21 protein-coding genes and 1 pseudogene are annotated in these 25,514 nt (G+C 71.3%); 16 read left to right on the forward strand and 6 right to left on the reverse strand.

Going from position 1 to position 25,514, the window contains the following annotated elements; genetic code table 11:
- Window positions 1-89 precede the first annotated feature (89 nt).
- Window positions 90-563: a type II 3-dehydroquinate dehydratase gene (aroQ, locus tag ICC28_RS38560; RefSeq protein ID WP_188293526.1), complete on the forward strand. Its 474-nt coding sequence runs from the start codon at window positions 90-92 to the stop codon at window positions 561-563.
- A gap of 561 nt (window positions 564-1,124) precedes the next feature.
- Here the strand turns inward: aroQ and ICC28_RS38565 are convergent.
- Both ICC28_RS38565 and ICC28_RS38570 read right to left on the reverse strand, forming a co-directional pair.
- Window positions 1,125-1,781 carry an MBL fold metallo-hydrolase gene (locus ICC28_RS38565; RefSeq protein WP_188293527.1) on the reverse strand — a complete coding sequence of 219 codons (657 nt, stop codon included), beginning with the start codon at window positions 1,779-1,781 and terminating at the stop codon, window positions 1,125-1,127.
- Window positions 1,782-1,790: 9 nt separating this feature from the next.
- A complete protein-coding gene (locus tag ICC28_RS38570; RefSeq protein WP_188293528.1) occupies window positions 1,791-2,477 on the reverse strand; it encodes a maleylpyruvate isomerase family mycothiol-dependent enzyme in 687 nt (228 codons plus the stop codon).
- A gap of 222 nt (window positions 2,478-2,699) precedes the next feature.
- Here ICC28_RS38570 and uvrA point away from each other — a divergent pair, with 222 nt between their 5' ends.
- On the forward strand, window positions 2,700-5,720 hold the full coding sequence (gene uvrA / locus ICC28_RS38575) for an excinuclease ABC subunit UvrA (protein WP_188293529.1): 3,021 nt from the start codon (window positions 2,700-2,702) through the stop codon (window positions 5,718-5,720).
- Between the two features lie 60 nt (window positions 5,721-5,780).
- Here the strand turns inward: uvrA and ICC28_RS38580 are convergent, their stop codons facing one another.
- Window positions 5,781-6,338 (reverse strand): YceI family protein, encoded by a 558-nt coding sequence (locus tag ICC28_RS38580; RefSeq protein ID WP_188293530.1) that lies wholly within the window; start codon window positions 6,336-6,338, stop codon window positions 5,781-5,783.
- A 102-nt stretch (window positions 6,339-6,440) separates the two neighbouring features.
- Between ICC28_RS38580 and ICC28_RS38585 the strand changes: the two genes are divergently transcribed.
- Entirely contained in the window at window positions 6,441-7,304 is an 864-nt protein-coding gene (locus ICC28_RS38585) for a helix-turn-helix domain-containing protein (protein ID WP_188293531.1), read from the forward strand.
- A gap of 63 nt (window positions 7,305-7,367) precedes the next feature.
- On the opposite strand, the gene ICC28_RS38590 is transcribed toward ICC28_RS38585, so the two are convergent.
- Both ICC28_RS38590 and ICC28_RS38595 read right to left on the reverse strand, forming a co-directional pair.
- Window positions 7,368-8,276, reverse strand: coding sequence for a carbohydrate kinase family protein (locus ICC28_RS38590; RefSeq protein WP_188293532.1), 909 nt, complete (start codon window positions 8,274-8,276; stop codon window positions 7,368-7,370).
- On the reverse strand, window positions 8,273-9,313 hold the full coding sequence (locus tag ICC28_RS38595) for a LacI family DNA-binding transcriptional regulator (RefSeq protein ID WP_188293533.1): 1,041 nt from the start codon (window positions 9,311-9,313) through the stop codon (window positions 8,273-8,275). Before ICC28_RS38595 ends, ICC28_RS38590 begins: the two co-directional genes overlap by 4 nt.
- 179 nt (window positions 9,314-9,492) lie before the next feature.
- Here ICC28_RS38595 and ICC28_RS38600 point away from each other — a divergent pair, with 179 nt between their 5' ends.
- Entirely contained in the window at window positions 9,493-9,915 is a 423-nt protein-coding gene (locus ICC28_RS38600) for a Rieske (2Fe-2S) protein (RefSeq protein ID WP_188293534.1), read from the forward strand.
- A 93-nt stretch (window positions 9,916-10,008) separates the two neighbouring features.
- On the opposite strand, the gene ICC28_RS38605 is transcribed toward ICC28_RS38600, so the two are convergent.
- Entirely contained in the window at window positions 10,009-10,989 is a 981-nt protein-coding gene (locus tag ICC28_RS38605; protein WP_188293535.1) for a hypothetical protein, read from the reverse strand.
- 226 nt (window positions 10,990-11,215) lie between these two features.
- Here ICC28_RS38605 and uvrC point away from each other — a divergent pair, with 226 nt between their 5' ends.
- From uvrC to ICC28_RS38665, 12 genes and pseudogenes are all read left to right on the forward strand, one after another.
- A complete protein-coding gene (gene uvrC / locus ICC28_RS38610; protein WP_188293536.1) occupies window positions 11,216-13,375 on the forward strand; it encodes an excinuclease ABC subunit UvrC in 2,160 nt (719 codons plus the stop codon).
- Complete coding sequence (rapZ, locus tag ICC28_RS38615) at window positions 13,372-14,331, forward strand: RNase adapter RapZ (protein ID WP_188293537.1); 960 nt, start codon at window positions 13,372-13,374, stop codon at window positions 14,329-14,331. Before uvrC ends, rapZ begins: the two co-directional genes overlap by 4 nt.
- On the forward strand, window positions 14,328-15,392 hold the full coding sequence (locus ICC28_RS38620; protein WP_188293538.1) for a uridine diphosphate-N-acetylglucosamine-binding protein YvcK: 1,065 nt from the start codon (window positions 14,328-14,330) through the stop codon (window positions 15,390-15,392). Before rapZ ends, ICC28_RS38620 begins: the two co-directional genes overlap by 4 nt.
- Window positions 15,383-16,372: a DNA-binding protein WhiA gene (gene whiA, locus ICC28_RS38625; protein WP_188293539.1), complete on the forward strand. Its 990-nt coding sequence runs from the start codon at window positions 15,383-15,385 to the stop codon at window positions 16,370-16,372. The genes ICC28_RS38620 and whiA overlap by 10 nt, the downstream gene beginning before the upstream one ends.
- 145 nt (window positions 16,373-16,517) lie before the next feature.
- The gene (locus ICC28_RS38630; protein WP_188293540.1) at window positions 16,518-19,472 is read left to right on the forward strand and encodes a M14 family metallopeptidase; all 2,955 of its coding nucleotides are present in this window, start codon (window positions 16,518-16,520) and stop codon (window positions 19,470-19,472) included.
- 226 nt (window positions 19,473-19,698) lie between these two features.
- The gene (gap, locus tag ICC28_RS38635; protein ID WP_188293541.1) at window positions 19,699-20,706 is read left to right on the forward strand and encodes a type I glyceraldehyde-3-phosphate dehydrogenase; all 1,008 of its coding nucleotides are present in this window, start codon (window positions 19,699-19,701) and stop codon (window positions 20,704-20,706) included.
- A 134-nt stretch (window positions 20,707-20,840) separates the two neighbouring features.
- On the forward strand, window positions 20,841-22,052 hold the full coding sequence (locus ICC28_RS38640) for a phosphoglycerate kinase (RefSeq protein ID WP_188293542.1): 1,212 nt from the start codon (window positions 20,841-20,843) through the stop codon (window positions 22,050-22,052).
- Between the two features lie 6 nt (window positions 22,053-22,058).
- On the forward strand, window positions 22,059-22,835 hold the full coding sequence (gene tpiA, locus ICC28_RS38645; protein WP_188293543.1) for a triose-phosphate isomerase: 777 nt from the start codon (window positions 22,059-22,061) through the stop codon (window positions 22,833-22,835).
- Between the two features lie 102 nt (window positions 22,836-22,937).
- On the forward strand, window positions 22,938-23,168 hold the full coding sequence (gene secG, locus ICC28_RS38650) for a preprotein translocase subunit SecG (RefSeq protein WP_188293549.1): 231 nt from the start codon (window positions 22,938-22,940) through the stop codon (window positions 23,166-23,168).
- Window positions 23,169-23,414: 246 nt separating this feature from the next.
- The gene (locus tag ICC28_RS38655; protein ID WP_019885342.1) at window positions 23,415-23,702 is read left to right on the forward strand and encodes an RNA polymerase-binding protein RbpA; all 288 of its coding nucleotides are present in this window, start codon (window positions 23,415-23,417) and stop codon (window positions 23,700-23,702) included.
- Window positions 23,703-23,835: 133 nt separating this feature from the next.
- Window positions 23,836-25,104, forward strand: coding sequence for an MFS transporter (locus tag ICC28_RS38660; protein WP_188293544.1), 1,269 nt, complete (start codon window positions 23,836-23,838; stop codon window positions 25,102-25,104).
- A 53-nt stretch (window positions 25,105-25,157) separates the two neighbouring features.
- Window positions 25,158-25,514, forward strand: a pseudogene (locus tag ICC28_RS38665) (glucose-6-phosphate isomerase); the annotation flags it as partial.

Genomic DNA, 25,514 nt, shown 5'->3' on the forward strand with positions numbered 1-25,514 from the left:
GGCCGTCGCAGCGCCCGCGCACCGTGATAAACCGGGTCTGAGCAGCGGCCCTCCCCGGGCCGCGCCACCTCGAACGGACCGGAGGAACCGTGCCCCGCACCCTGGCCAACGCCCCGATCATGATCCTCAACGGCCCCAACCTGAACCTCCTCGGCCAGCGCCAGCCCGAGATCTACGGCTCCGACACCCTCGCCGACGTCGAGGCGATGTGCGCCAAGGCGGCGGCCGCGCACGGCGGCACGGTGGACCTGCGCCAGTCCAACCACGAGGGCCAACTGGTCGACTGGATCCACGAGGCGCGGCTGAACCACTGCGGGATCGTCATCAACCCCGGCGCGTACTCGCACACGTCCGTCGCCATCCTGGACGCGCTCAACACCTGCGACGGCATGCCGGTGTTGGAGGTCCACATCTCCAACATCCACCAGCGCGAGTCCTTCCGCCACCACTCCTACGTCTCGCTGCGCGCCGACGGGGTCATCGCGGGGTGCGGCGTACAGGGATACGTCTTCGGGGTCGAGCGGGTTGCGGCACTGGTGGGCGCGGCGCGGGGCGAGGTGTAGGGCCGGGGAGCAGCGGCAGGAGTACCGGCGGAGGTAAGGGGCGCCGTCCGTGGCGCGCGCTCCTTACCGGCGCGCGGGGCGGGCGCGCGCCGGGTCCAGCCGCCGGGGCTGCCGCGTGGCCGTCGTGTGGCCGCCGTGGGGGCGCGTCGCTCGAGCGCCCGGGCCGCCGGTCGAGGGCGGGGATGAGGAGACCGGCGGCCCGTACCGCGCAGGAGCCGTCTTCCTGTGCGGGCTGCTTCCAGTTGACTGCGCAACGACATGCGCCGGGAGCGCGCGCATGACGCCGGTGCGTGCGAAGGGTTCACACGGGGCGCGTGGACCGCGGAACGCTCCGGCGCGTGCGGGGGAGTGGGCGCGGGGCGCGCGCCGGGCTGCGTGTGGACCAGCTGCGGTGGGCGCCCCTGGCGGGCGCCCTGCGCGGGCGCTCAAGAGTGGCGCGCGCCGGGCGGGCAGAAACGGCTCCGCGCCGGGCGTACGGAAGAGGATCCGCGCCGGGCGTGCGCATGGGAGTGCGAGCCCGGCGCGTGGGCAGGGGTGCGCGCCCGGCGCGCACCCCCTCGTTCACCACCCCCGCGCGTGCCACTCCGGCAGATGCGGCCGCTCCGCGCCCAGCGTCGTGTCGTTGCCGTGTCCCGGGTAGACCCAGGTCTCGTCCGGCAGCACGTCGAAGATCTTCGTCTCGACGTCATGGATCAGACTGGCGAACGCCTCCGGATCCTTGCGGGTGTTGCCCACGCCGCCCGGGAACAGGCAGTCCCCGGTGAACACATGCGGATGCCCGTGCGGGTCGTCGTAGACGAGGGCGATCGAGCCCGGGGTGTGGCCGACCAGGTGGCGTGCGGTGAGTTCGACGCGCCCCACCCGGATGACGTCGCCGTCGTCGACGAGGACGTCGGTCGGCACGGGGATGCCCTCGGCGTCGGCGCGGCCGGCGTAGGTACGCGCGCGTGTGGCCGCGACGACCTGGTCGAGGGCCTGCCAGTGGTCGCCGTGCTGGTGGGTGGTGACGACGGACGCGATGCCGTCGTCGCCGATCATGCCGAGCAGGGTGTCCCCGTCGTTGGCCGCGTCGATCAGCAGTTGCTCGTCGGTGGCCCGGCAGCGCAGCAGATAGCAGTTGTTGTCCATGGGACCGACCGCGATCTTGGTGATCATCAGGTCCTTGAGCTCGTGCACGTCCGCCGGGCCGCCGACCGTCACCTGTCCGCTGTACGTCATGGTGGCAGCCTATAGCGGGGGGAGCTTCGGGAGCGGGCCGCCGACTGCGGTCAGGGCGGATCCGTCGCGCCGGCCGCAGAGCCAGCCGAGCAGGTCGGCCTGGCGGCCGCTGACGGTGATGGGGTCTCCCTCATGGCCACCGGTCGGGATCTGGCGACCGTCGTCCTCCACGATCATGACGGCGGGCAGCTCGGGGTGGCCCCGGAATCGGTCCGTCAGGAAGTTGATCTCGCGCTGCGTGAACTCCTCCGAAAGATCCTCCAGCTCGTACCCGATCCCGAGGTCCACGTGGTGCAGCTCCACCTCGACCCACCGCCGGAACGGCACCCGGGCCGCCACGTCGGTGACGCCGTTGCGCAACTCCACCGTGCGCGACCAGTCCGCGGGCGCGTCCGCGGCCTCCTGGAGGCGGGCCGCGCTCTCGCGCACGTCGGCGAGCTGGACGTCCAGCGGGCGCGGGGCGTCCCGCTCGATGTCGCCGTCGCGGGCCTCGGCGGAGACGTACATGGGGCGCCCCTCGAACACGTTCACCAGGGCGTCGGCGTTGCGGGCGAGGTGGGCGAGCACATGGCCGCGGGTCCAGCCGGGGAGCCGTGACGGCTCGGCGACCGAGGCGTTGTCCAGTTTGGCGACCGCGGCGAGCAGTCGGTCCGTCGCGTCACGTACAGAGGCCAGGTCATGAGCGTGATCAATCATGCTGCTGACCCTAGTCCCGCCACCCCTTCGGGTGAAGGTGGTGAAGTAGTGCCGTAAATCGAATGCACGTGCTATATGGTCGGACGTGGCGTCGGGCATGCTGGATGGCCGGGGATTGTTATGCATCCGGGAATCCGACCGGCGTTGTCAGTGGCTCCCCCTAGTCTGAGGAAGACGGGGGCCTCGCCCCTGTCACTTCTCTCAAGAAAGGTGCGGACCGGCGTGGCCGACCGTCTCATTGTCCGTGGAGCGCGCGAGCACAACCTGAAGAACGTCTCGCTCGACCTCCCGCGCGACTCGCTCATCGTCTTCACGGGCCTGTCGGGGTCGGGCAAGTCCTCGCTGGCCTTCGACACGATCTTCGCCGAGGGCCAGCGGCGCTACGTGGAGTCGCTCTCCTCGTACGCCCGTCAGTTCCTCGGCCAGATGGACAAGCCGGACGTCGACTTCATCGAGGGCCTGTCACCGGCGGTCTCCATCGACCAGAAGTCCACCTCGCGCAACCCGCGCTCCACGGTCGGCACCATCACCGAGGTCTACGACTACCTGCGCCTGCTCTTCGCGCGCATCGGCAAGCCGCACTGTCCCGAGTGCGGCCGCCCGATCTCCCGCCAGTCGCCGCAGGCCATCGTCGACAAGGTCCTGGAGCTGCCGGAGGGCAGCCGCTTCCAGGTGCTGTCGCCGCTGGTGCGCGAGCGCAAGGGCGAGTTCGTCGACCTCTTCGCCGACCTCCAGACCAAGGGCTACTCCCGCGCGCGGGTGGACGGCGAGACGGTCCAGCTCTCCAACCCGCCCACGCTGAAGAAGCAGGAGAAGCACACCATCGAGGTGGTCGTCGACCGCCTCACGGTGAAGGACTCCGCCAAGCGCCGCCTCACCGACTCCGTCGAGACCGCCCTCGGCCTGTCCGGCGGCATGGTCGTGCTCGACTTCGTCGACCTCCCCGAGGACGACCCCGAGCGCGAGCGCATGTACTCGGAGCACCTGTACTGCGCCTACGACGACCTGTCCTTCGAGGAGTTGGAGCCGCGCTCCTTCTCCTTCAACTCGCCCTTCGGCGCCTGCCCCGAGTGCACCGGCATCGGCACGCGCATGGAGGTCGACCCCGAGCTGATCGTGCCCGACGAGGACAAGAGCCTCGACGAGGGCGCCATCCACCCCTGGTCGCACGGCCACACCAAGGACTACTTCGGCCGCCTGATCGGCGCTCTCGCGGACGCCCTGGGCTTCCGGACGGACATCCCCTTCGCCGGTCTGCCGCAGCGCGCCAAGAAGGCCCTGCTCCACGGCCACAAGACGCAGATCGAGGTCCGCTACCGCAACCGGTACGGCCGCGAGCGCGTGTACACGACCCCCTTCGAGGGCGCCGTCCCCTTCGTCAAGCGTCGGCACAGCGAGGCCGAGTCCGACGCCAGCCGTGAGCGCTTCGAGGGCTACATGCGCGAGGTGCCCTGCCCCACCTGCGAGGGCACGCGCCTGAAGCCGATCGTCCTCGCGGTCACGATCATGGGGAAGTCGATCGCCGAGGTCTCCGCGATGTCCATCAGCGACTGCGCGGACTTCCTGGGCGAGCTGAAGCTCAACGCCCGTGACAAGAAGATCGCCGAACGGGTGCTGAAGGAGGTCAACGAGCGGCTGCGGTTCCTGGTCGACGTCGGCCTGGACTACCTCTCGCTCAACCGCGCGGCCGGCACGCTCTCCGGCGGCGAGGCCCAGCGCATCCGCCTGGCCACCCAGATCGGCTCCGGTCTCGTCGGTGTCCTCTACGTCCTCGACGAACCGTCCATCGGTCTGCACCAGCGTGACAACCACCGGCTGATCGAGACCCTGGTCCGGCTGCGCGACATGGGCAACACGCTCATCGTCGTCGAGCACGACGAGGACACCATCAAGGTCGCCGACTGGATCGTGGACATCGGCCCCGGCGCGGGCGAGCACGGCGGCAAGGTCGTGCACAGCGGCTCCCTGAAGGAACTGCTCGCCAACACCGAGTCGCAGACCGGGCAGTACCTGTCCGGCCGCAAGGCCATCCCGCTGCCCGACATCCGCCGCCCGCGGGACCCCGCCCGGCAGCTCACGGTGCACGGCGCCCGCGAGAACAACCTCCAGGACATCGACGTGTCCTTCCCCCTGGGTGTGTTCACCGCGGTCACCGGCGTCTCGGGCTCGGGCAAGTCCACCCTGGTCAACGACATCCTGTACACGCACCTGGCGCGCGAGCTGAACGGCGCCCGCAGCGTTCCGGGACGGCACACGCGTGTGGACGGCGACGACCTCGTCGACAAGGTCGTGCACGTCGACCAGTCGCCCATCGGCCGCACCCCGCGGTCCAACCCGGCGACGTACACCGGCGTCTTCGACCACATCCGCAAGCTGTTCGCCGAGACCACCGAGGCGAAGGTCCGCGGATACATGCCCGGCCGCTTCTCCTTCAATGTCAAGGGCGGCCGCTGCGAGAACTGCGCGGGCGACGGCACCATCAAGATCGAGATGAACTTCCTCCCGGACGTCTACGTCCCGTGCGAGGTCTGCCACGGCGCCCGCTACAACCGGGAGACGCTGGAGGTCCACTACAAGGGCAAGTCCATCGCCGAGGTCCTGAACATGCCGATCGAGGAGGCGATGAACTTCTTCGAGGCGGTGCCCGCGATCTCCCGCCATCTCAGGACGCTCAACGACGTCGGCCTCGGCTACGTCCGGCTCGGCCAGTCCGCGACCACCCTGTCCGGTGGCGAGGCGCAGCGCGTGAAGCTCGCCAGCGAGCTGCAGAAGAGGTCCACCGGCCGCACGGTCTACGTCCTGGACGAGCCGACCACCGGTCTGCACTTCGAGGACATCAGCAAGCTGCTGAAGGTCCTGGGCGGCCTGGTCGACAAGGGCAACACGGTCATCGTCATCGAGCACAACCTCGACGTGATCAAGACCGCCGACTGGATTGTCGACATGGGCCCCGAGGGCGGCGCGGGCGGCGGACTCGTGGTCGCCGAGGGCACACCGGAGGAGGTCGCCGGGGTGCCCGCCAGCCACACCGGCAAGTTCCTGCGGGAGATCCTCGGCGCCGACCGGATCAGCGACGCCCCCGTGCCCGCGGCGCGCAGGAAGACGGCGGCGCAGAAGACGGCAGCGAAGAAGACGGCCACGAAGGCAGTCGCCAAGACCGTCGCCAAGACGGCCACCAAGGCGGCCACGAAGACCGCCACCAAGGCGGCCGCGAAGAAGACGACCAGGTCGGCCAAGGCCTGACCGCAGAACGCCGCGCGCCCCACGGGACCTGCCGTGGGGCGCGCGGCGTATCAGTCCCCGTCAGTCGGCCTTCGGCTCCACGAACTGCATGTCGAGCTGGATCTTCACCACGTCCCCGAGCAGACCGGGCGCGAAGTCCAGGCCGAAGTCGGTGCGCCGGATCTCGCCCGTAGCCTCGAACCCGGCATGCCGAGCGCCGTTCATCGGCACGTCGACCAGTCCGCCGAACTCCACGGCGAGCGACACCGGCCGGGTCACGTCGCCGATCGTCAGCTCACCCTCCATCGTCCAGTCCTCGCCCTCGCCGTACACCCGGGTCGAGCGGTACGTCATCGTCGGGCGCTTCTCGACGTCCAGCAGATCCGACGCCCGCACGTGTGCGTCGCGGTCGGGGTTCCCGGTGTCGATCGAGGCCAGGTCGACGGAGGCGGACACCCGGACGTCCGCGGCGGTCTCACCGACGTACAGCTCGGCCCGCACCGAGGCGAAGCGCCCGCGCACCTTGGCGATGCCGAGGTGGCGGATGGTGAAGTTCACGGCGGAGTGCAGCGGGTCGAGGGCCCAGTCGCCCGGGGCGAGCGGCAGGGCGGTGGCAGCGGCAGCGGTGTCATTCGTCATGCCCTCCACCCTGCGGGTCCGGCGCCCGGCGAGGGAGACCGGCTCGAGCCTGGTAGTCGCAGGGACACCCTGTGGCGCGCGGCCGTTGGTACGTTCGACGGCGTGAGCGACAACGAGCTGGGCACCTATCTGCGCACCTGGCGCGAAGCAGTCACCCCCGCCGAGGTCGGGCTGCCCGCCGGACCCCGTCGCCGTACCCCGGGGCTGCGCCGCGCCGAACTGGCCACGCTCGCCGGCATCAGCGTCGAATACCTCACGCGGCTCGAACAGGGCCGGGACCGCAACCCGTCCGCGCAGGTGCTCGGGGCCCTCGCCGACGCGCTGAACCTGACGCTCAGGGACCGCCTGCTGCTGCGCCGGCTGGTCAAGGAGGCGGACGGCGGCGATCCGCTGGTCTGCGCCGCGGCCCCGCCGCTCAGCCGCGCGGCGCGCCCGACCGTACGGGCCGTCCTGGACCACCTGGAGCCCGCGCCGGCCGTGGTGCTCAACTGGATCGGCGACGTCATCGCCCACACCACCGGCTACGCGCGGCTGTTCGGTCCGATCGGACTGCTCGACGCGGAACGCCCCAACCTGGTCCGGTACGTGTTCACCGACGCCCGTGCCCGCACCGCCTACCCCGACTGGGAGCGGGTCGCCGACGACCTGGTTGCCCGGCTCCGGCACGACGTGCCCCTGCGCGATCCGTACGTCGCCGAACTGGCGGAGGAGCTGACGGTGACCGCGGGGGCGGAGTTCACCGGCCGGTACGTCGACCTGGCCGTGACACCGCGCCAGGTCGGTTCCCAGCAGGTCGAGCATCCGCAGGCCGGTCCGCTGCGGCTGCTGCACGAGACGCTCGCGCTGCCCGACGACGGCCAGCGGGTGATCGTGCACCTGCCCGCCGACGAAGCGACGGCCGCCGCCCTGGACAGCCTCAGCGGCCGCCGCCCCGGAGCCCTGCGGGCCGTGGAAACCGCCCGCTGACCGGCCCCTCCGCCCCGCGGGCGCACGCCGGCCCCGCCCTTCGATGACCTCCGGCTGGCGGTATCAGCCCTCCAGCTCATGCGCGTACGGCGGCTCCGCCCCGGCCCGGGAGCAGGTGATCGCCGCCGCGCGGGCCGCGAACCGCAGCAGCCGTGTCCAGCCGTCGGCGCCCAGCGCCGCGAGTGCCTCGGCGGACAGGGCGTTCTGGGCTGTGAGTCCGTGCAGCAGGGCCGCGTTCACGGTGTCGCCGGCCCCGATCGTGTCGACGACGTCGACCTTCTCGCCCGGCACGGAGTACTCCGCGCCGTCCCGGGTGAGGACGGTGAGCCCGTCGCCGCCGTGCGTGACCACGACGGCCGAGGGGCCCGCGGCCAGCCATTCGTGCGGGGCGTCGCCCAGCCATTCCGCGTCCTCCGCGGAGAGCTTCAGCAGCGACACCGACGGCAGCCAGCTCCTGAACCTGGCCCGGTAGGCGTCCGGGTCCGGGATCAGCCCCGGCCGGATGTTCGGGTCGAGGGCCGTGAACACGCCCTGTGCGGCGGCGGTCCGCATCAGCTTCTCGTACGCGCTCGCACCGGGCTCCAGCACCAGCGAACAGGTACCGAAGGACACCGCGCGGGTTCCGGCGGGCAGCGCGTCCGGAGCCGCGAACAGGCGGTCGGCGGTGCCGTCGACGTAGAACGAGTAGGAGGCCGAGCCGTTCGCGTCGAGGGTGGCGACCGCGAGGGTCGTCGGCTCGGGCCCGCGCTGCACGCCCGACACGTCCACGCCCGCCCGTCGCAGCCCGTCCAGCAGGGCCGTGCCGAAGGCGTCGTGGGAGGTGCGGGAGCAGAAGGCGGTGGGGGAGCCGAGGCGGCCGAGGGCCACGGCCGTGTTGTAGGGACCGCCGCCGAGCGCCGGCTTCAGGTCCGCGAGGGCGCCCGTGCCCTGCGGTACCAGGTCGATCAGGGCCTCACCGGCGACGACGATCACGAGGCGGTTCCTCTCTCGGACTTCGGGTGCTGTTCGGGGCAGCCGCACGACGTGCGGTGGACGAAGGCGCAGTCGAGGCGCACGGTCCGGGAGGGCCGGTCCGGCGTGGCGAGACGGTCCAGGAGCACGCGTACGGCCTGGGCTCCGATCTCCTTGCTGGGCTGGGCGACGGCGGTGAGCCGGGGCGAGAACAGGTCGGCCCAGGCGAAGTCGTCGAAGCAGCACAGCGCGATGTCGTCGGGCACGGACAGGCCGCGGTCGCGCAGGGCGCGCAGCGCGCCGATGGTCATCGCGTTGTTGGCGGTCACCAGCGCGGTGGGCGGGGCGGCGAGGGACAGCAGGGCGGCGGTGGCGCGTTCGGCGCCGGCGGACTCGGAGTCGCCGTGCACGACGAGACGCTCGTCGTAGGGGAGACCGGCGTGGGCGAGGCCGTGCCGGTAGCCGGTGATCCGCTCGCCGGTGGTGCTGAGCCCCGGGCGGCCGGCGACCAGGGCGATCCGCCGGTGGCCGAGGTCGGCGAGGTGGGTGACCAGCCGGGCCGTCGGTGCGGCGCTCTCGGCGCAGACCTGGTCGAAGTGCGGCGCCGCCTCGTCCACCAGCCGGTCGAGGAAGACCGTCGGTACCTGGTGGCGGCGGAGGTAGGCGAGCAGGTCCCGCGGGTCCGCCGAGGGCGCGACGATCATGCCGTCCACGCGTCGCTCGTGCAGCAGTTGGACGACCTTGCGCTCGTGTTCGGGATCGTCGTGCGGATCGGCGATGAGCAGGCTGTAGCCCTGTTCCAGGGCGGCCGCCTCGACGCCCTGGAGGATCTCCGTGAAGTACGGGTTGCTGATCGCCGACACCGCGAGCCCGATGGACCGGGTGCGTGCGGTCACCAGTGAGCGGGCGAGGGTGTTGGGCGTGTAGCCGAGCCTGTCGATGGCGTCCAGTACGGCCTGGCGGGTGTGGGGCAGTACCGGCCGGGTGTCGTTCAGCACGTGCGAGACGGTCGCCACGGAGACGCCCGCGCTGCGCGCGACATCGGCCATGGTCGGCATCGTGCCCCTCCTCGGTCGGTCCGCCGGCCCCTGCCGGTCTCCTCTGGCCGGGAACGTATCCCATCCGACAGCCGACGTAAACGCTTGCGCAAGCGTTTACGTCGGCCTGCCCCGCCCCCGCCGACCGCCGACCGGGCCGATAAGGTCACCCTGCACATCCCCTGACCAGTGGAGACCCCATGTCCGGCCGCCCCGCCCCGAGCCGTCGCACCGTCCTCCGAGGGGCAGCCCTCGCACCCGTCGCCGGACTCGGCGCGGCCGCGTGCTCACCGGGCGGCACCACGACGGACGCCACGCCGACCGCGCCGGTCGACCTGGGGGCGGAGAGCGAGATCGCGAAGGGCAGCGCCCGGCTGTACCGGGATCACAACGTGGTCGTCAGCCGGGCGGAGGACGGCACCCTGAAGGCGTACAGCACGATCTGCACGCACGCGTTGTGCCCCATCAACAAGCTGGAGGGGACGAAGCTCGTCTGTCCCTGTCACGGCAGCGAGTTCGACGCCACGACCGGCGAGGTGCTGCAAGCGCCCGCCACGGTGGGGCTGAAGGAGCTGTCGGTCGAGGCCAAGGGCGGCCGGATCGTGGCGGGTCCGGCGGCCTGAAGCGGCTGCCGGGGGCCTCCGGGCCGCCCGTTCGGTGCCGTCGCGGGCCGGGCGGCCCGAATCAGCCGCCGGGCGGACCCCGGCGGCGCCCGCTCACTGCCAGTCCCACCCGATCCCCACGATCCCCGAGCGCACCCGCGGCTCGACGAGGTGCACAGAGTGGTGTCGTCCGCTCAGCCGGAGCTCGTGGCGGCCGCTGCGCGGGGCGGCCGCCGAGTGCTGGGCGAACCGGTGGCAGCGCACCGGCAGCGCCTGCTCGTCGAAGCGGACCTGGAGCGCGTACTGGCCGCCCGCGAGGCCGAACCCGCGCGCGTACTCGCCGGAGACTCCGGCGGTGCCGTCCTCGACGCCGTAGCGGAAGAGGAACGTGTCGCCGGACCGCAGCCGGGTGTCGAAGAGCAGTTCGGCCACCAGGACGCCGGTGGCGTGGTGCTGCCGTACCCGGCCGGCCCGGCAGTTCTCCAGGGCGTGCAGGCGCATGCGCGCGGGCGTGCAGCCGGGGTCGCCGTGGTGCACGGCGACGAAGCGGTCGACGCCGTCGCGGTGGGCGCGCACGATGTGGTGCGCCTCCCGGTCGGCCAGCTCGCGGCGCGGACCGATCCGCACCCGCTCGTGGAGCCCGAGGAGGTGCAGCCCGCCGTCGGCCGTCGCGTCGAGCTCGGCCAGCAGCCGCTCCAGGACGTCGGTGGCCTCGACCAGGGAGCGGTAGGAGCGGGTCGCGGGCCGCTGCGCGCCCGTGTGCTCCTCGCTCTCGGCGAGCAGGCGTATCAGCGACTCCTCCGGCAACTGGAGGATCTCCTCCAGGGCCCGTACCGCGCGCAGCGACTCGGCGCGCTGCGGCCGCCGGGCGCCCTGCTGCCAGTAACTGAGGCTGGTGACGCCGACCTTGACGCCGTAGCGCGTCAGATGGTGCTGGACGCGCTGGAGCGGCAGTCCGCGCGCGGCGATCGCGGCGCGCAGCGCCACATGGAAGGGGCCTCCGCGCAGGGTGGCCGCCAGTTCCGCCTCCGGTCCGGCGTGCGGTTCCACGTCGGAGACGGCGGCGACATCCGCGTGCTCTCGGGCATGCAGCATGCAGGGGGCCTTTCTGTGACATGTTCACAACGGCTGGTCAGACCGTTCGCGCGGGCGGTCGGGGCCGCCCTGTCGGCGCCGGGGCGTCTTCACATCCGTACGCCGTCGTTCACGACCCCGAGTTCCCCCGCATTGAAGCGTGTTGACCAAGCCCCGACAACACCTGATACCCGGATCGTTCTCGCCGCCCACCGCGCTGTCAGCCCTCGCCAGTAGGGTGTGGAACATGGCAGACCCCTCCAGCTACCGCCCCAGGCCGGGACAGATCCCGGACTCTCCCGGGGTCTACAGGTTCCGTGACGAGCACCGCCGGGTGATCTACGTCGGAAAGGCGAAAAGCCTGCGCCAGCGCCTGGCGAACTACTTCCAGGACCTGGCGAACCTGCACCCCCGCACCCGGACCATGGTCACCACGGCCGCGTCCGTGGAGTGGACCGTGGTGTCCACGGAGGTCGAGGCGCTCCAGCTGGAGTACTCCTGGATCAAGGAGTACGACCCCCGGTTCAACGTCAAGTACCGCGACGACAAGAGCTATCCGTACCTCGCGGTGACGATGGGCGAGCAGTTCCCGCGCGTGCAGGTGATGCGCGGTCACAAGAAGAAGGGCGTGCGCTACTTCGGGCCGTACGCGCACGCGTGGGCGATCCGCGACACCGTCGACCTCCTCCTGCGCGTCTTCCCGGTGCGCACCTGCTCGGCCGGCGTCTTCAAGAACGCCGCCCGCACCGGCCGCCCCTGCCTGCTCGGTTACATCGGCAAGTGCTCCGCCCCCTGCGTCGAGCGCGTCTCCGACGAGGAGCACCGCGAACTGGCCGAGGAGTTCTGCGACTTCATGGCCGGCCGCACGGGCACGTACCTGCGCCGCCTGGAGAGGCAGATGACGGAGGCGGCCGAGGAGATGGAGTACGAGCGGGCCGCCCGCCTGCGCGACGACATCGAGGCCCTGAAGAAGGCCATGGAGAAGAACGCGGTCGTGCTCGCCGACGCGACCGACGCCGACCTGATCGCCGTCGCCGAGGACGAGCTGGAGGCGGCGGTGCAGATCTTCCACGTGCGCGGCGGCCGGGTGCGCGGCCAGCGCGGCTGGGTGACCGACAAGGTCGAGGAGATCACCACCGGTGCCCTCGTCGAGCACGCCCTGCAGCAGCTGTACGGCGAGGAGACGGGCGACTCCGTGCCCAGGGAGGTCCTCGTGCCCGCCCTGCCCGACCCGGTGGAGCCGGTCCAGCAGTGGCTGACCGGGCGCCGCGGCTCCGGTGTCAGCCTGCGCATCCCGCAGCGCGGCGACAAGAAGGCGCTGATGGAGACCGTCGCGCGCAACGCCCAGCAGGCCCTCGCCCTGCACAAGACCAAGCGCGCCTCCGACCTGACCACGCGCTCGCGTGCCCTGGAGGAGATCGCCGACGCCCTCGACCTGGACAGCGCGCCGCTCAGGATCGAGTGCTACGACATCTCGCACCTGCAAGGCGACGACGTGGTGGCCTCCATGGTGGTCTTCGAGGACGGCCTCCAGCGCAAGAGCGAGTACCGCCGCTTCCAGATCAAGGGCTTCGCGGGCCAGGACGACGTCCGGTCCATGCACGAGGTGATCACCCGGCGCTTCCGGCGGTACCTCGCCGAGAAGGAGAAGACCGGCGAGTGGGTGGACGAGGACACCCGGGACGCCTCCGGGACGGACACCCCCGACGCTTCCGAGACGGACACCCGGGACGCCTCCGGGACCGAGAAGGACACCCAGGACACCCCCGACACCTCCGGGAAGTACACCCCGGACGCCTCCGAGAACGGCCTCAAGGACGACGAGGGCCGCCCCAGGAAGTTCGCCTACCCGCCCCAGCTGGTCGTCGTCGACGGCGGGCAGCCCCAGGTCGCCGCCGCCAAGAGGGCCCTGGACGAGCTGGGCATCGACGACATCGCCGTCTGCGGCCTGGCCAAGCGCCTGGAGGAGGTCTGGCTGCCGGACGACGACGATCCGGTCGTCCTGCCCCGCACCAGCGAGGGCCTGTACCTGCTCCAGCGGGTCCGCGACGAGGCGCACCGCTTCGCGATCACCTACCAGCGCGCCAAGCGCGCCAAGCGCTTCCGGTCGAGCCCGCTGGACGACGTACCCGGACTCGGCGAAGCGCGCAAGCAGGCCCTGCTGAAGCACTTCGGTTCGTTGAAGAAGCTGCGATCCGCCACCATCGACCAGATCTGCGAGGTGCCCGGCATAGGCCGCAAGACGGCCGAGGCCATCGCCGTGGCCCTCGCCCAGGCGGCACCCGCCGCGCCGGCCGTGAACACGGCGACTGGAGAGATCATGGAGGAGGAACCCGACATCATGGGTTCCGGTGGGGAGCCCGCGACGATCGGCTCCCCGGACGAACGACGGGGGCAGGAGACATGAATGTGAACAAGCAGGACGAGCACCATGCACAGGGCGGAGACGGAGCACAGGTGAGTACGGGCACGACCGGCGAGACGGTGGCGGGCGTGGACGCGGCCATCCCGGAGCTGGTGATCATCTCCGGCATGTCCGGGGCCGGCCGCTCGACCGCGGCGAAGTGCCTGGAGGACCTCGGCTGGTTCGTCGTGGACAACCTGCCGCCCGCGCTGATCCCCACCATGGTGGAGCTCGGCGCCCGCTCCCAGGGAAACGTGGCCAGGATCGCGGTCGTCGTCGACGTCCGCGGCCGCCGCTTCTTCGACAACCTCCGCGAGTCGCTCGCCGACCTCGACGCCCGGGGCGTCACCCGGCGGATCGTCTTCCTGGAGTCCTCCGACGACGCCCTGGTGCGCCGCTTCGAGTCGGTGCGCCGCCCGCACCCCCTCCAGGGCGACGGCCGCATCGTCGACGGCATCGCCGCCGAGCGAGAACTGCTGCGCGAGCTGCGCGGCGACGCCGACCTGGTGATCGACACCTCCAGCCTCAACGTCCACGAGCTGCGCGCCAAGATGGACGCCCAGTTCGCCGGCGAGGAGGAACCCGAGCTGCGGGCCACCGTGATGTCCTTCGGCTTCAAGTACGGCCTCCCGGTCGACGCCGACCTCGTCGTGGACATGCGCTTCCTGCCCAACCCGCACTGGGTCCCGGAGCTGCGCCCGTACACCGGCCTGAACGAGGAGGTCTCGGCGTACGTCTTCAACCAGCCGGGCGCCAAGGAGTTCCTCGACCGGTACACCGAGCTCCTCCAGTTGATTGCCGCGGGCTACCGTCGTGAGGGCAAGCGCTATGTGACCATCGCGGTCGGCTGCACCGGCGGCAAGCACCGCTCGGTCGCCACATCGGAGAAGCTCGCCGCCCGGCTCGCCGCGCAGGGCGTGGAGACGGTGGTCGTACACCGGGACATGGGACGCGAATGACAGGACGTACTCCGCGGCTGATCAGGCTGCGCCGGGTGCCCGACGGACGCGGCGGCCGGACCGTCGAGGTCCGGGGGGCCAGAGCGCGCCGCAGGGGCACCCAGCCCAAGGTCGTCGCCCTCGGCGGCGGCATGGGCCTGTCGGCCTCGCTCGCCGCGCTGCGCCGGATCACCGGCGACCTCACCGCCGTCGTCACGGTGGCCGACGACGGCGGCTCCAGCGGGCGCCTCCGCGACGAGCTGGGCGTCCTGCCGCCCGGCGACCTGCGCAAGGCGCTGGCCGCGCTGTGCGGCGACGACGACTGGGGCCAGACCTGGTCCCGGGTGATCCAGCACCGCTTCCAGACCCAGGGCGACCTGCACGACCACGCCGTCGGCAATCTGCTGATCGTCGCCCTGTGGGAGCAGCTCGGCGATCATGTCCAGGCCCTGGACCTGGTCGGCAAGCTGCTGGGCGCGCACGGGCGCGTGCTGCCCATGTCCGCGGTGCCGCTGGAGCTCCAGGCCCTGGTCAAGGGGCACGACCCGGCCCGGCCCGAGGACGTCGACACCGTCCGCGGCCAGGCCACCGTCGCCCTCACGCCCGGCGAGGTGCAGTCCGTGCACCTGGTCCCGCACGACCCGCCCGCCGTGCCCGAGGCCGTCGAGGCGGTCATGGACGCGGACTGGGTGGTGCTCGGCCCCGGTTCCTGGTTCTCCTCGGTGATCCCGCACCTGCTGGTGCCCGAGCTGCTGGACGCGCTGACGGAGACGAAGGCCCGCCGGGTACTCTCGCTGAACCTCGCCCCGCAGCCCGGAGAAACCGATGGCTTCTCCCCGCAGCGTCATTTGGAGGTTTTGGGACGACACGCCCCTAAACTCGCCCTGGACGTGGTGCTGGCCGACGAGGCCGCCGTGCCCGACCGCGATGTGCTCACCGAGGCCGCCAAGCGGCTCGGGGCCGCGGTCGAGCTGGCTCCGGTCGCCCGGAGGGACGGCTCTCCGCGGCACGACCCGGAGCTGCTGGCCGCCGCGTACGACCGTATTTTTCGGATGCATGGAAGGATCGGCCCATGGCGATGACGGCAGCGGTGAAGGACGAGATCTCCCGGCTCCCCGTCACCCGGACCTGCTGCAGGAAGGCGGAGGTCTCCGCCATTCTGCGGTTCGCCGGCGGCCTCCATCTGGTCAGCGGGCGCATCGTGATCGAGGCGGAGCTGGACACCGCGATGGCGGCCCGCCGCCTCAAGCGGGACATCCTGGAGATCTTCGGCCACAGCTCGGAGCTGATCGTGATGGCCCCGGGCGGTCTGCGCCGGGGCTCGCGCTACGTGGTGCGCGTCGTCGCGGGCGGTGACCAGCTGGCCCGGCAGACCGGCCTCGTCGACGGCCGGGGCCGCCCGATCCGCGGCCTGCCCCCGCAGGTGGTCTCCGGCGCCACCTGCGACGCCGACGCCGCCTGGCGCGGTGCCTTCCTGGCGCACGGCTCGCTCACCGAGCCGGGCCGCTCCTCCTCCCTGGAGGTCACCTGCCCCGGCCCCGAGGCCGCCCTCGCGCTCGTCGGCGCCGCCCGCCGGCTGCACATCGCGGCGAAGGCCCGCGAGGTGCGCGGCGTGGACCGGGTCGTCGTCCGCGACGGCGACGCGATCGGCGCCCTGCTCACCCGCCTCGGCGCCCACGAGTCCGTGCTGGCCTGGGAGGAGCGGCGGATGCGCCGCGAGGTCCGCGCCACGGCCAACCGGCTCGCCAACTTCGACGACGCCAACCTGCGCCGCTCCGCGCGCGCGGCCGTCGCCGCCGGCGCCCGCGTCCAGCGCGCCCTGGAGATCCTCGGTGAGGAGGTCCCCGAGCACCTCGCCGCGGCCGGGCGGCTGCGCATGGAGCACAAGCAGGCCTCCCTGGAGGAGCTGGGCGCGCTCGCCGACCCGCCGCTGACCAAGGACGCCGTGGCCGGCCGTATCCGCCGGCTGCTGGCGATGGCCGACAAGCGCGCCCAGGACCTCGGTATCCCGGGCACGGAGTCCAGCATCACCGAGGAGATGGCCGACAACCTGGTCGGCTGACCTGCCGTCACCACGCCGGTGGCCGCGCCCTGTCGGGTGCGGCCACCGGCGTTTCCCCGTCCCGAAGGCGCCCTTGACTCGATCAAGAACTGTCATGAGCCTGGCATCTGTTCGCTGACGTGGCGAACCCACGCTAGGGGGGTTCATGAGACACAGAGCGAGATCGATCCTCGCTGTCGGCGCGCTCCTGATCGGCGGAGCGAGCATCGCACCCATCGCCCAGGCACAGAACGGCAGTTCATCCGGTTCGGACGCGGACGAGGTCAAGGTCTTCCGCGCCGAGGTCACCAAGAAGCAGATACCCCTGCTGCTGGCCGCCGGACAGGACGGCCACGAACTCAGTGAGCGGGCGCCCGAGAAGGGCACCGCCACGATCGAGGTGTACCTCACCGACCAGCAGGCCGACAAGCTCCGGAAGCAGGGCGTCGAGCTCTCCGAGCACACCCTGTCCGCCCGGGCCGAGCGGCGCGTCGAGGCGGCCGCCGAGGGCGTCTTCCGGCCCTACAGCGGCAGCGGCGGCCTCAAGGAGGAGATCCTGCGGACCGCCCGGGAGAACCCCGGCCTCACCAAGGCCGTCTCCATCGGCAAGACGATCAACGGCCAGGACATCCTCGCGCTCAAGCTCACCAAGAACGCCAAGAAGACCAAGGACGGCGCCAAGCCCTCCGTCCTGTACCTGTCCAACCAGCACGCGCGCGAGTGGATCACGCCGGAGATGACCCGCCGGCTGATGCACCACTACCTGGACAACTACAAGACGGACAGGCGCATCAGGAAGATCGTCAACACCACCGAGCTGTGGTTCGTGATCTCGGCCAACCCCGACGGCTACGACCACACCTTCCAGGAGTCGGGCGACCGCCTGTGGCGCAAGAACCTGCGGGACGTCAACGGCGACGGCACCATCGGCACCGGCGACGGCGTCGATCTCAACCGCAACTTCCCCTACAAGTGGGGCTACGACAACGAGGGCTCGTCCCCCAACCCCACCAGCCAGACCTACCGCGGCGCGGGCCCGGCCTCCGAGCCGGAGACGAAGGCCTTCGACGCCTTCCAGAAGCGGATCGGCTTCGAGTACGGCATCAACTACCACTCCGCCGCCGAGCTCATCCTCTACGGCGTCGGCTGGCAGGTGGCCACGGACACCCCCGACGACGTGCTCTACGAGGCCCTCGCCGGCACCCCCGACAACCCCGCCGTCCCCGGCTACCACCCGCAGGTCTCCTCGGAGCTGTACACCACCAACGGCGAGACGGACGGACACGCCGCCAACGTCAACGGCACGGCGATGTTCACGCCCGAGATGTCGACCTGCCAGACCGTCTCCAACGTCGACCCGAACGACGAATGGCGCCCGCAGGACTGCCAGTCCGTCTTCAACTTCCCCGACGACGAGAAGCTGATCCAGCAGGAGTTCGCCAAGAACGTTCCCTTCGCGCTCTCCGTCGCCGAGTCGGCGGCCCACCCCGACCGGCCATCGTCGTCGGTCGGCCTGACCGCCGCAGACTTCACTCCGGCGCCGTTCACCACGTCGTACTCCCGCGGCGCCGACCAGGAGGTGTCCGTCGTCGCCCGCAGGTCGGTGCGCGACAAGGAACTCAAGTACCGCGTCAACGGCGGCCGTACGCATGACATGCGGCTGCGGCCGTGGAAGGGCGGCGAGCGGTTCGGCGGCGAGGACAACCTCTACTTCGACGAGTACCGCGCCAAGGTCGCCGACGGCGGACCCGGCGACAGGGTCGAGGTGTGGTTCACCGGCGAGACGCGCGCCGGAAAGCCCGTCAGGAGCGAGCGCTTCACCTACACCGTGGCCAAGCGCCCGCGCGCGGACGTCCTCGTCGTCGCCGAGGAGGGCGTGGCCGCCACCCAGGCACAGACCTACGTCGACGCGCTCAGGGCCAACGGCCGCAGGGCGGTCGTCTGGGACGTCGCCACGCAGGGCGCCCCCGACGCGCTCGGCGTGCTGAGCCACTTCGGCACCGTCGTCCACTACACCGGCGCCGACGTCCCCGGCAACGCCACCCAGCTGCAACTGCGCGCCTACCTCAACGAGGGCGGCAAGCTGATCGAGGCCGGCGAGCGGGCGGGCGGCTCCGTCGACCTCGGCGACGGCACCCCGTCGAACGACTTCAGCCAGTACTACCTGGGCGCCTACAGCCGTACGTCCCTGCCCGGCGCCTCCGCCTTCGAGGGCGCGGGCGGACTCGCGGGCGCCGCGGCCGCCCTGGGCGACGCCCCCGGCAACCCGCTGAACGCGGCCGGCTCCTTCAGCGCCACCTCCGAGACGCTGCCGGTGACCGACTTCCCGCAGTTCGCGAGCGCGGGAGCCGGCCGCTACCCCGGCACCGTCAACCCCTACGGCCCCTACGAGGGCTCCTACATGGCGGCCGTCACGCACAGCGACTACGCCTGGAACCGCCTCACCCGCACCGTCGACCTCACCTCGGTGACCGCCGCCGACGCGCCCACGCTGCGCACCCGGATGCTGTGGAGCACCGAGGAGGGCTACGACCACGCCGTCCTGGAGGCGCGGACGGCGGGCGGCGAGGACTGGACCACGCTCCCGGAGAAGGACGGCGCCACCGGCACCGCCGTACCCGAGGAGTGCGAGGCCGGGTACTTCATCCAGACCCACCCCGCCCTCAAGCGGTACCTGACCCTCGCCGACGGCACCTGCACGCCCACCGGCACCAGCGGAGCCTGGAACAGCTTCACCGGAGCGTCGGCCGGCTGGCAGGAGGTCTCCTTCGACCTCTCGTCCTACGCCGGAAAGACGGTCGAGCTGTCCTTGGGCTACATCACCGACCCGGGCTCCGGCGGACGCGGCCTGCTCGTCGACAACGCCTCGCTCGTCGTCGGCGGCACCGCCGTCGAGACCGAGGGCTTCGAGACGTCGCTGGGCGCCTGGACCACCCCCGGGCCGCCCGCGGGCAGCCCCGCCGTCGTCAAGGACTGGGCCCGCGTGGGCCAGCTCTTCCAGACGTACGCCGCGGTGACCACGGACGACACCGTGCTGCTGGGCTTCGGCCTGGAGCACGTCGTCGCACCGGCCGACCGCTCCGCCCTGATGCGCAGGGCGCTCGCCGCCCTGGACGAGTGACCCCCTCCCGGCGGGGGCCGACTGGCCGTCGTCGGAACGGGTGACAGGGCCGTCCGGCCCGGGCGGTCCGTACCCCTACTGGCGGGTACGGACCGCCTGCCCGTGTATGGGGCATCTCGATGTCACCTCGGCGGCTTCAGGGAGGTAGGGTCGTAGGCGGTCGGGGACATCCCAAACAGAGCTCGCCGGCACCGCATGGCCGGCGTACCAACGAGGAGATCGGTTCGTGACGATCCGCGTAGGCATCAACGGCTTCGGCCGCATCGGTCGTAACTACTTCCGCGCGCTGCTGGAGCAGGGTGCTGACATCGAGATCGTGGCTGTCAACGATCTGGGTGACACCGCGACCACCGCCCATCTGCTGAAGTACGACACGATCCTGGGCCGCCTGAAGCAGGAGGTGTCCCACACCGCCGACACCATCACCGTCGGCGGCAAGACCATCAAGGTCCTTTCCGAGCGCAACCCCGCCGACATCCCGTGGGGCGAGCTGGGCGTCGACATCGTCATCGAGTCGACCGGCATCTTCACCAAGAAGGCCGACGCCGAGAAGCACATCGCCGGTGGCGCCAAGAAGGTCCTGATCTCGGCTCCGGCCTCCGACGAGGACATCACCATCGTGATGGGCGTCAACCAGGACAAGTACGACCCGGCGAACCACCACGTCATCTCCAACGCCTCCTGCACCACCAACTGCGTGGCGCCGATGGCCAAGGTCCTCGACGAGAACTTCGGCATCGTCAAGGGTCTGATGACGACCGTGCACGCGTACACCAACGACCAGCGCATCCTGGACTTCCCGCACAAGGACCTGCGCCGCGCCCGTGCCGCCGCCGAGAACATCATCCCGACCACCACCGGTGCCGCCAAGGCCACCGCCCTGGTGCTCCCGCAGCTCAAGGGCAAGCTGGACGGCATCGCCATGCGCGTCCCGGTCCCGACCGGTTCGGCCACCGACCTGGTCGTGGAGCTGGAGCGCGAGGTCACCAAGGACGAGGTCAACGCCGCGTTCAAGAAGGCCGCCGAGGGCGAGCTGCAGGGCTACCTGTCCTACACGGAGGACGCGATCGTCTCCTCCGACATCGTCAGCGACCCGGCCTCCTGCACCTTCGACTCCTCCCTGACCATGGTCCAGGAGGGCAAGTCGGTGAAGATCCTCGGCTGGTACGACAACGAGTGGGGCTACTCCAACCGCCTCGTCGACCTGACGGTGTTCGTCGGCAACCAGCTCTGATCCTTGGAGCAGGCACTTTGAAGTGAGAGCAGGGCTCGGGCGGCGCAGGGACGCGCCGCCCGGGCCCTGACTCGCGTACAGACCAGCCCTCTTAGGATCACGAGCACCACGAAAACTCCTCGGGAGCCCTCTCAATGAAGACGATCGACGAACTCCTCGCCGAAGGTGTCGCGGGCAAGCGGGTCTTCGTCCGCGCCGACCTGAACGTGCCGCTGGACGGCACCACGATCACCGACGACGGCCGTATCCGCGCCGTCCTGCCCACCGTCAAGGCCCTCGCCGAGGCGGGTGCCCGGGTGGTCGTCGCCTCGCACCTGGGCCGCCCCAAGGGCGCCCCGGACCCCGCCTTCTCCCTCGCCCCGGCCGCCGCGCGCCTCGGTGAACTCCTCGGTGCCGAGGTCGCCTTCGCGACCGACACGGTCGGCGAGTCCGCCACGGCCACCGTGGCCGGTCTCGCCGACGGCGGTGTCGCGGTCATCGAGAACCTGCGCTTCAACGCCGGCGAGACGTCCAAGGACGACGCCGAGCGCGGCGCCTTCGCCGACCGGCTGGCCGCCCTCGCGGACGTCTACGTCGGCGACGGCTTCGGCGCGGTGCACCGCAAGCACGCCTCGGTCTTCGACCTCCCGGCCCGCCTGCCGCACTACGCCGGCCACCTCATCGCCACCGAGGTCGGCGTCCTGAAGAAGCTGACCGACGACGTCCGGCGGCCGTACGTCGTCGCGCTCGGCGGCGCCAAGGTCTCCGACAAGCTCGCCGTCATCGACGAACTGCTCGGCAAGGCCGACCGCCTCCTCATCGGCGGCGGCATGGCCTACACCTTCCTCAAGGCCAAGGGCCACGAGGTCGGCATCTCCCTCCTCCAGGAGGACCAGATCCCGGCCGTGAAGGAGTACATCGAGCGCGCGGAGAAGAACGGCGTCGAGCTGGTCCTCCCCGTGGACGTGCTGGTCGCCGGCGAGTTCCCGGACCTGAAGACCAAGGCTCCGGCCCACCCCACGACCGTCGCCGCGGACGCGATCCCGGCCGACCAGGAGGGCCTGGACATCGGTCCGGAGACCCGCAAGCTGTACGCCTCGAAGCTCGCCGACGCCGCCACCGTCTTCTGGAACGGTCCCATGGGCGTCTTCGAGCACCCCGACTACGCCGAGGGCACCAAGGCGGTCGCCCAGGCCCTCATCGACTCCCCGGCCTTCACGGTCGTCGGCGGTGGCGACTCCGCCGCGGCCGTCCGCATCCTGGGCTTCGACGAGACCGCATTCGGCCACATCTCGACCGGTGGCGGCGCCTCCCTCGAATACCTCGAGGGCAAGACGCTCCCCGGCCTCGCCGCACTGGAGGACTGACCCTCAATGACCACCCGTACGCCGCTGATGGCGGGCAACTGGAAGATGAACCTCAACCACCTCGAGGCCATCGCCCACGTCCAGAAGCTCGCCTTCGCCCTCGCGGACAAGGACTACGAGGCCGTGGAGGTCGCCGTCCTGCCGCCCTTCACCGACCTGCGCTCCGTGCAGACCCTGGTCGACGGCGACAAGCTGAAGATCAAGTACGGCGCCCAGGACATCTCGGCGCAGGACTCCGGTGCCTACACCGGCGAGATCTCCGGCCCGATGCTGGCCAAGCTGAAGTGCACGTACGTGGCCGTCGGCCACTCCGAGCGCCGCCAGTACCACAACGAGACCGACGACATCGTCAACGCCAAGGTCAAGGCCGCCTACAAGCACGGCCTGACCCCGATCCTGTGCGTCGGCGAGGAGCTGGAGGTCCGCGAGGCGGGCAACCACGTCTCCCACACCCTCGCCCAGGTCGAGGGCGGTCTGAAGGACCTCCCGGCCGAGCAGGCCGAGACCGTCGTGATCGCCTACGAGCCCGTCTGGGCCATCGGCACCGGCAAGGTCTGCGGCGCCGAGGACGCGCAGGAGGTCTGCGCGGCCATCCGCGGCAAGCTCGCCGAGCTGTACTCGCAGGACGTGGCCGACAAGATCCGCATCCAGTACGGCGGCTCCGTGAAGTCGGGCAACGTCGCCGAGATCATGGCGCAGCCCGACATCGACGGCGCCCTGGTCGGCGGCGCCTCGCTGGACGCCGACGAGTTCGTCAAGATCGTGCGCTTCCGCGACCAGTAAGTATGCGGTAGCGGCGATTCGTCGTACCCTTGCGGGGGCACAGCCCGGTGGCTGTGCCCCTGTCGTCCATCCAGATCCGAGGAAGTTGGTCCAGCCGTGGTTATGGGGTTCTCGATCGCCCTGATCGTCTTCAGCGGTCTGCTGATGCTGCTGGTGCTGATGCACAAGGGCAAGGGCGGCGGCCTCTCCGACATGTTCGGTGGCGGCATGCAGTCCTCCGTAGGCGGCTCCTCCGTCGCCGAGCGCAACCTCGACCGGATCACCGTCGTGGTCGCTCTGCTCTGGGTCGCGTGCATCGTCGTGCTGGGTCTGCTGATGAAGGTGAACAACTGACCGGCACGCACATTCCCTACGTAACGCCCCATGTTCGGTACGCGCAGCTGAGCGCGGCCTATCATGGGGCTTGCGTCTGGATGTGGGGGCTGTAACTCGAAGCACTGGACGCGCGTTGGGCCTTACGTAGACTGAGGCGCTCGCAACGAAGCGAAACGCCGACTCGCTTCGCGGCACCATCACGCAGGGAGTTACACCGTGGCAAGTGGCAACGCGATCCGAGGAAGCCGGGTCGGGGCGGGGCCGATGGGCGAGGCCGAGCGCGGTGAGTCCGCGCCGCGTCTGCGCATCTCCTTCTGGTGCTCCAACGGGCACGAGACCCAGCCGAGCTTCGCCAGCGACGCGCAGGTCCCCGACACCTGGGACTGCCCGCGCTGCGGCTTCCCCGCCGGGCAGGACCGGGACAACCCGCCGGCCCCGCCGCGCACCGAACCCTACAAGACGCACCTGGCGTACGTACGGGAGCGCCGCAGCGACGCCGACGGGGAGGCGATCCTCGCCGAGGCGCTCGCCAAACTGCGGGGCGAAATCTAGGAGTTGAGAACCGGCCGGGCCGCCACAGTGCGCCTGGCCGGGCTTGCGTCACGGGCGCGGAGCCGTTGTCCGCGACCGATTGTCAGTGGTGCCCTCTACGGTTTGTGCATCGGGCGAACCGTGAGGGGGAGGCGTGGCAACGGTCGACACGGGGGAGCCGCGCGCACCGGCGTGGCGCGGAGGGTTCGGACGGCTGTGGAGCGCCGCCGTGCTCTCCAGTTTCGGAGACGCCCTGCGTACGGCCGCGCTGCCGCTGCTCGCCGCGACCCTGACGGACCGGCCCCTCCTCATCGCCGCGGTGACCGCCTGCGGCTATCTGCCCTGGCTCGTCTTCGGGCTGCTGGGCGGCGCCGTCGCCGACCGCGTGGACCAGCGGCGCGCGATGTGGACGGTGGACGCCCTGCGCGGGCTGCTGGTCGCGGCCTTCGCCGCCGCCGTCGCTCTCGGACACGCCTCCGTCACCCTGCTGATCGCGCTGGCCTTCGCCCTGACCACGCTCCAGACCCTCTTCGACAACGCCGCGACGGCCCTGCTGCCCTCGCTGGTCGGCCCCGCGGAACTGGGTGCCGCCAACGCCCGTCTGATGACCGGACAGCGTGTCGCGGGCGGTCTGCTCGGCGCTCCGGCCGTGCCACTGCTGCTCATGGCCGGGGCGGCGATGCCCTTCGCGGCCGATGCCGTCACCTTCCTCGCGGCCGCCGCGCTGCTGGCCTCACTGCGGACCGCGCCGCCCGAGCGGGCGCCCCGACCGGCGGGCAGCACCCTGCGCCGGGAGATCGCCGACGGACTGCGCACCCTGTGGCACGACCGGGCCCTGCGCGGCCTGTGCGCCGCCACCGCCCTGTGCAACATCGGCATGGGCGCCCTCATCGCCACGCTGGTGCTCCTGGTGACGGGCTGGCTCGACGCGGGCACCACCGGCTACGCGGTGGCCATGACGGCGTACACGGTGGGCAGCCTCGTCGGCGGGCTCGTCGGTGGCGTGCTCGTCGCCCGGGTGGGGCGGGTGCGGGCCGTGGTGTGCGCCGGGACCGTGCAGATCGGTGCACTCCTCGTGATGGGCTCGGTGCGCCATGTGGTCGCCCTGGCCGGGGCCCTGGCCGTGTTCGGGGTCATGGGCATGGTGTGGAACGTCAACACCACGACGCTGATGCAGCAGCGCAGCCCCGCCGACCTGCTCGGCCGGGTCAGCTCGGCCTTCAGAACCCTCGGCGTCGCCGGGGCGCCCCTGGGTGCGCTGCTCGGCGGGGCCGCCGCCACCGCCTGGGGGCTCAACAGCCCGGCTCTGCTCGCGGCCGCGTTCTTCGGCCTGTCCGTCGCCGCGCTGATACCTGTGCGCAAGGGGGACGTATTTGATGTTGCCCCGCACGACGACAGTACGACGACTCCTGTCGCCCGCTGATCAACTAGGTTGGGACCGGCGGGAACAGGTAGGAAAGAAGGCTGAAGTCCGAAATGAACGCAGACGGCCGTACCAGGCTCAACCAGACGCCCGAGTGGACCGCACTGGCCAAGCACCGCGAGGAACTCGGCGAGGTGCAGTTGCGCGAACTCTTCGCCGCCGACCCGGGCCGCGGCGGCGGGTACACGCTCCAGGTCGGTGACCTGTACGTCGACTACTCCAAGCACCTGGTCACCGAGGAGACACTGCGGCTGCTGCGCGAGCTGGCCGCCGCCACGGACGTGTTCGGGTTGCGTGACGCGATGTTCCGCGGCGAGCGGATCAACACCACCGAGGACCGGGCGGTGCTGCACACCGCGCTGCGCGCGCCGCGGGAGGCGGTGGTCGAGGTCGACGGCGAGAACGTGGTG

This window comes from Streptomyces sp. TRM68416 (genome assembly GCF_014596915.1).
Taxonomy (GTDB): Bacteria; Actinomycetota; Actinomycetes; order Streptomycetales; family Streptomycetaceae; genus Streptomyces.

Coding starts and splice junctions, on each gene's coding strand:
- ICC28_RS38565 (WP_188293527.1), bottom strand. CDS start 1,781: ATGACGTACAGCGGACAGGTGACGGTCGGCGGCCCGGCGGACGTGCAC.
- ICC28_RS38570 (WP_188293528.1), bottom strand. CDS start 2,477: ATGATTGATCACGCTCATGACCTGGCCTCTGTACGTGACGCGACGGAC.
- ICC28_RS38580 (WP_188293530.1), bottom strand. CDS start 6,338: ATGACGAATGACACCGCTGCCGCTGCCACCGCCCTGCCGCTCGCCCCG.
- ICC28_RS38595 (WP_188293533.1), bottom strand. CDS start 9,313: ATGCCGACCATGGCCGATGTCGCGCGCAGCGCGGGCGTCTCCGTGGCG.
- ICC28_RS38600 (WP_188293534.1), top strand. CDS start 9,493: ATGTCCGGCCGCCCCGCCCCGAGCCGTCGCACCGTCCTCCGAGGGGCA.
- ICC28_RS38605 (WP_188293535.1), bottom strand. CDS start 10,989: ATGCTGCATGCCCGAGAGCACGCGGATGTCGCCGCCGTCTCCGACGTG.
- uvrC (WP_188293536.1), top strand. CDS start 11,216: ATGGCAGACCCCTCCAGCTACCGCCCCAGGCCGGGACAGATCCCGGAC.
- rapZ (WP_188293537.1), top strand. CDS start 13,372: ATGAATGTGAACAAGCAGGACGAGCACCATGCACAGGGCGGAGACGGA.
- ICC28_RS38620 (WP_188293538.1), top strand. CDS start 14,328: ATGACAGGACGTACTCCGCGGCTGATCAGGCTGCGCCGGGTGCCCGAC.
- whiA (WP_188293539.1), top strand. CDS start 15,383: ATGGCGATGACGGCAGCGGTGAAGGACGAGATCTCCCGGCTCCCCGTC.
- ICC28_RS38630 (WP_188293540.1), top strand. CDS start 16,518: ATGAGACACAGAGCGAGATCGATCCTCGCTGTCGGCGCGCTCCTGATC.
- ICC28_RS38640 (WP_188293542.1), top strand. CDS start 20,841: ATGAAGACGATCGACGAACTCCTCGCCGAAGGTGTCGCGGGCAAGCGG.
- tpiA (WP_188293543.1), top strand. CDS start 22,059: ATGACCACCCGTACGCCGCTGATGGCGGGCAACTGGAAGATGAACCTC.
- secG (WP_188293549.1), top strand. CDS start 22,938: ATGGGGTTCTCGATCGCCCTGATCGTCTTCAGCGGTCTGCTGATGCTG.
- ICC28_RS38655 (WP_019885342.1), top strand. CDS start 23,415: ATGGGCGAGGCCGAGCGCGGTGAGTCCGCGCCGCGTCTGCGCATCTCC.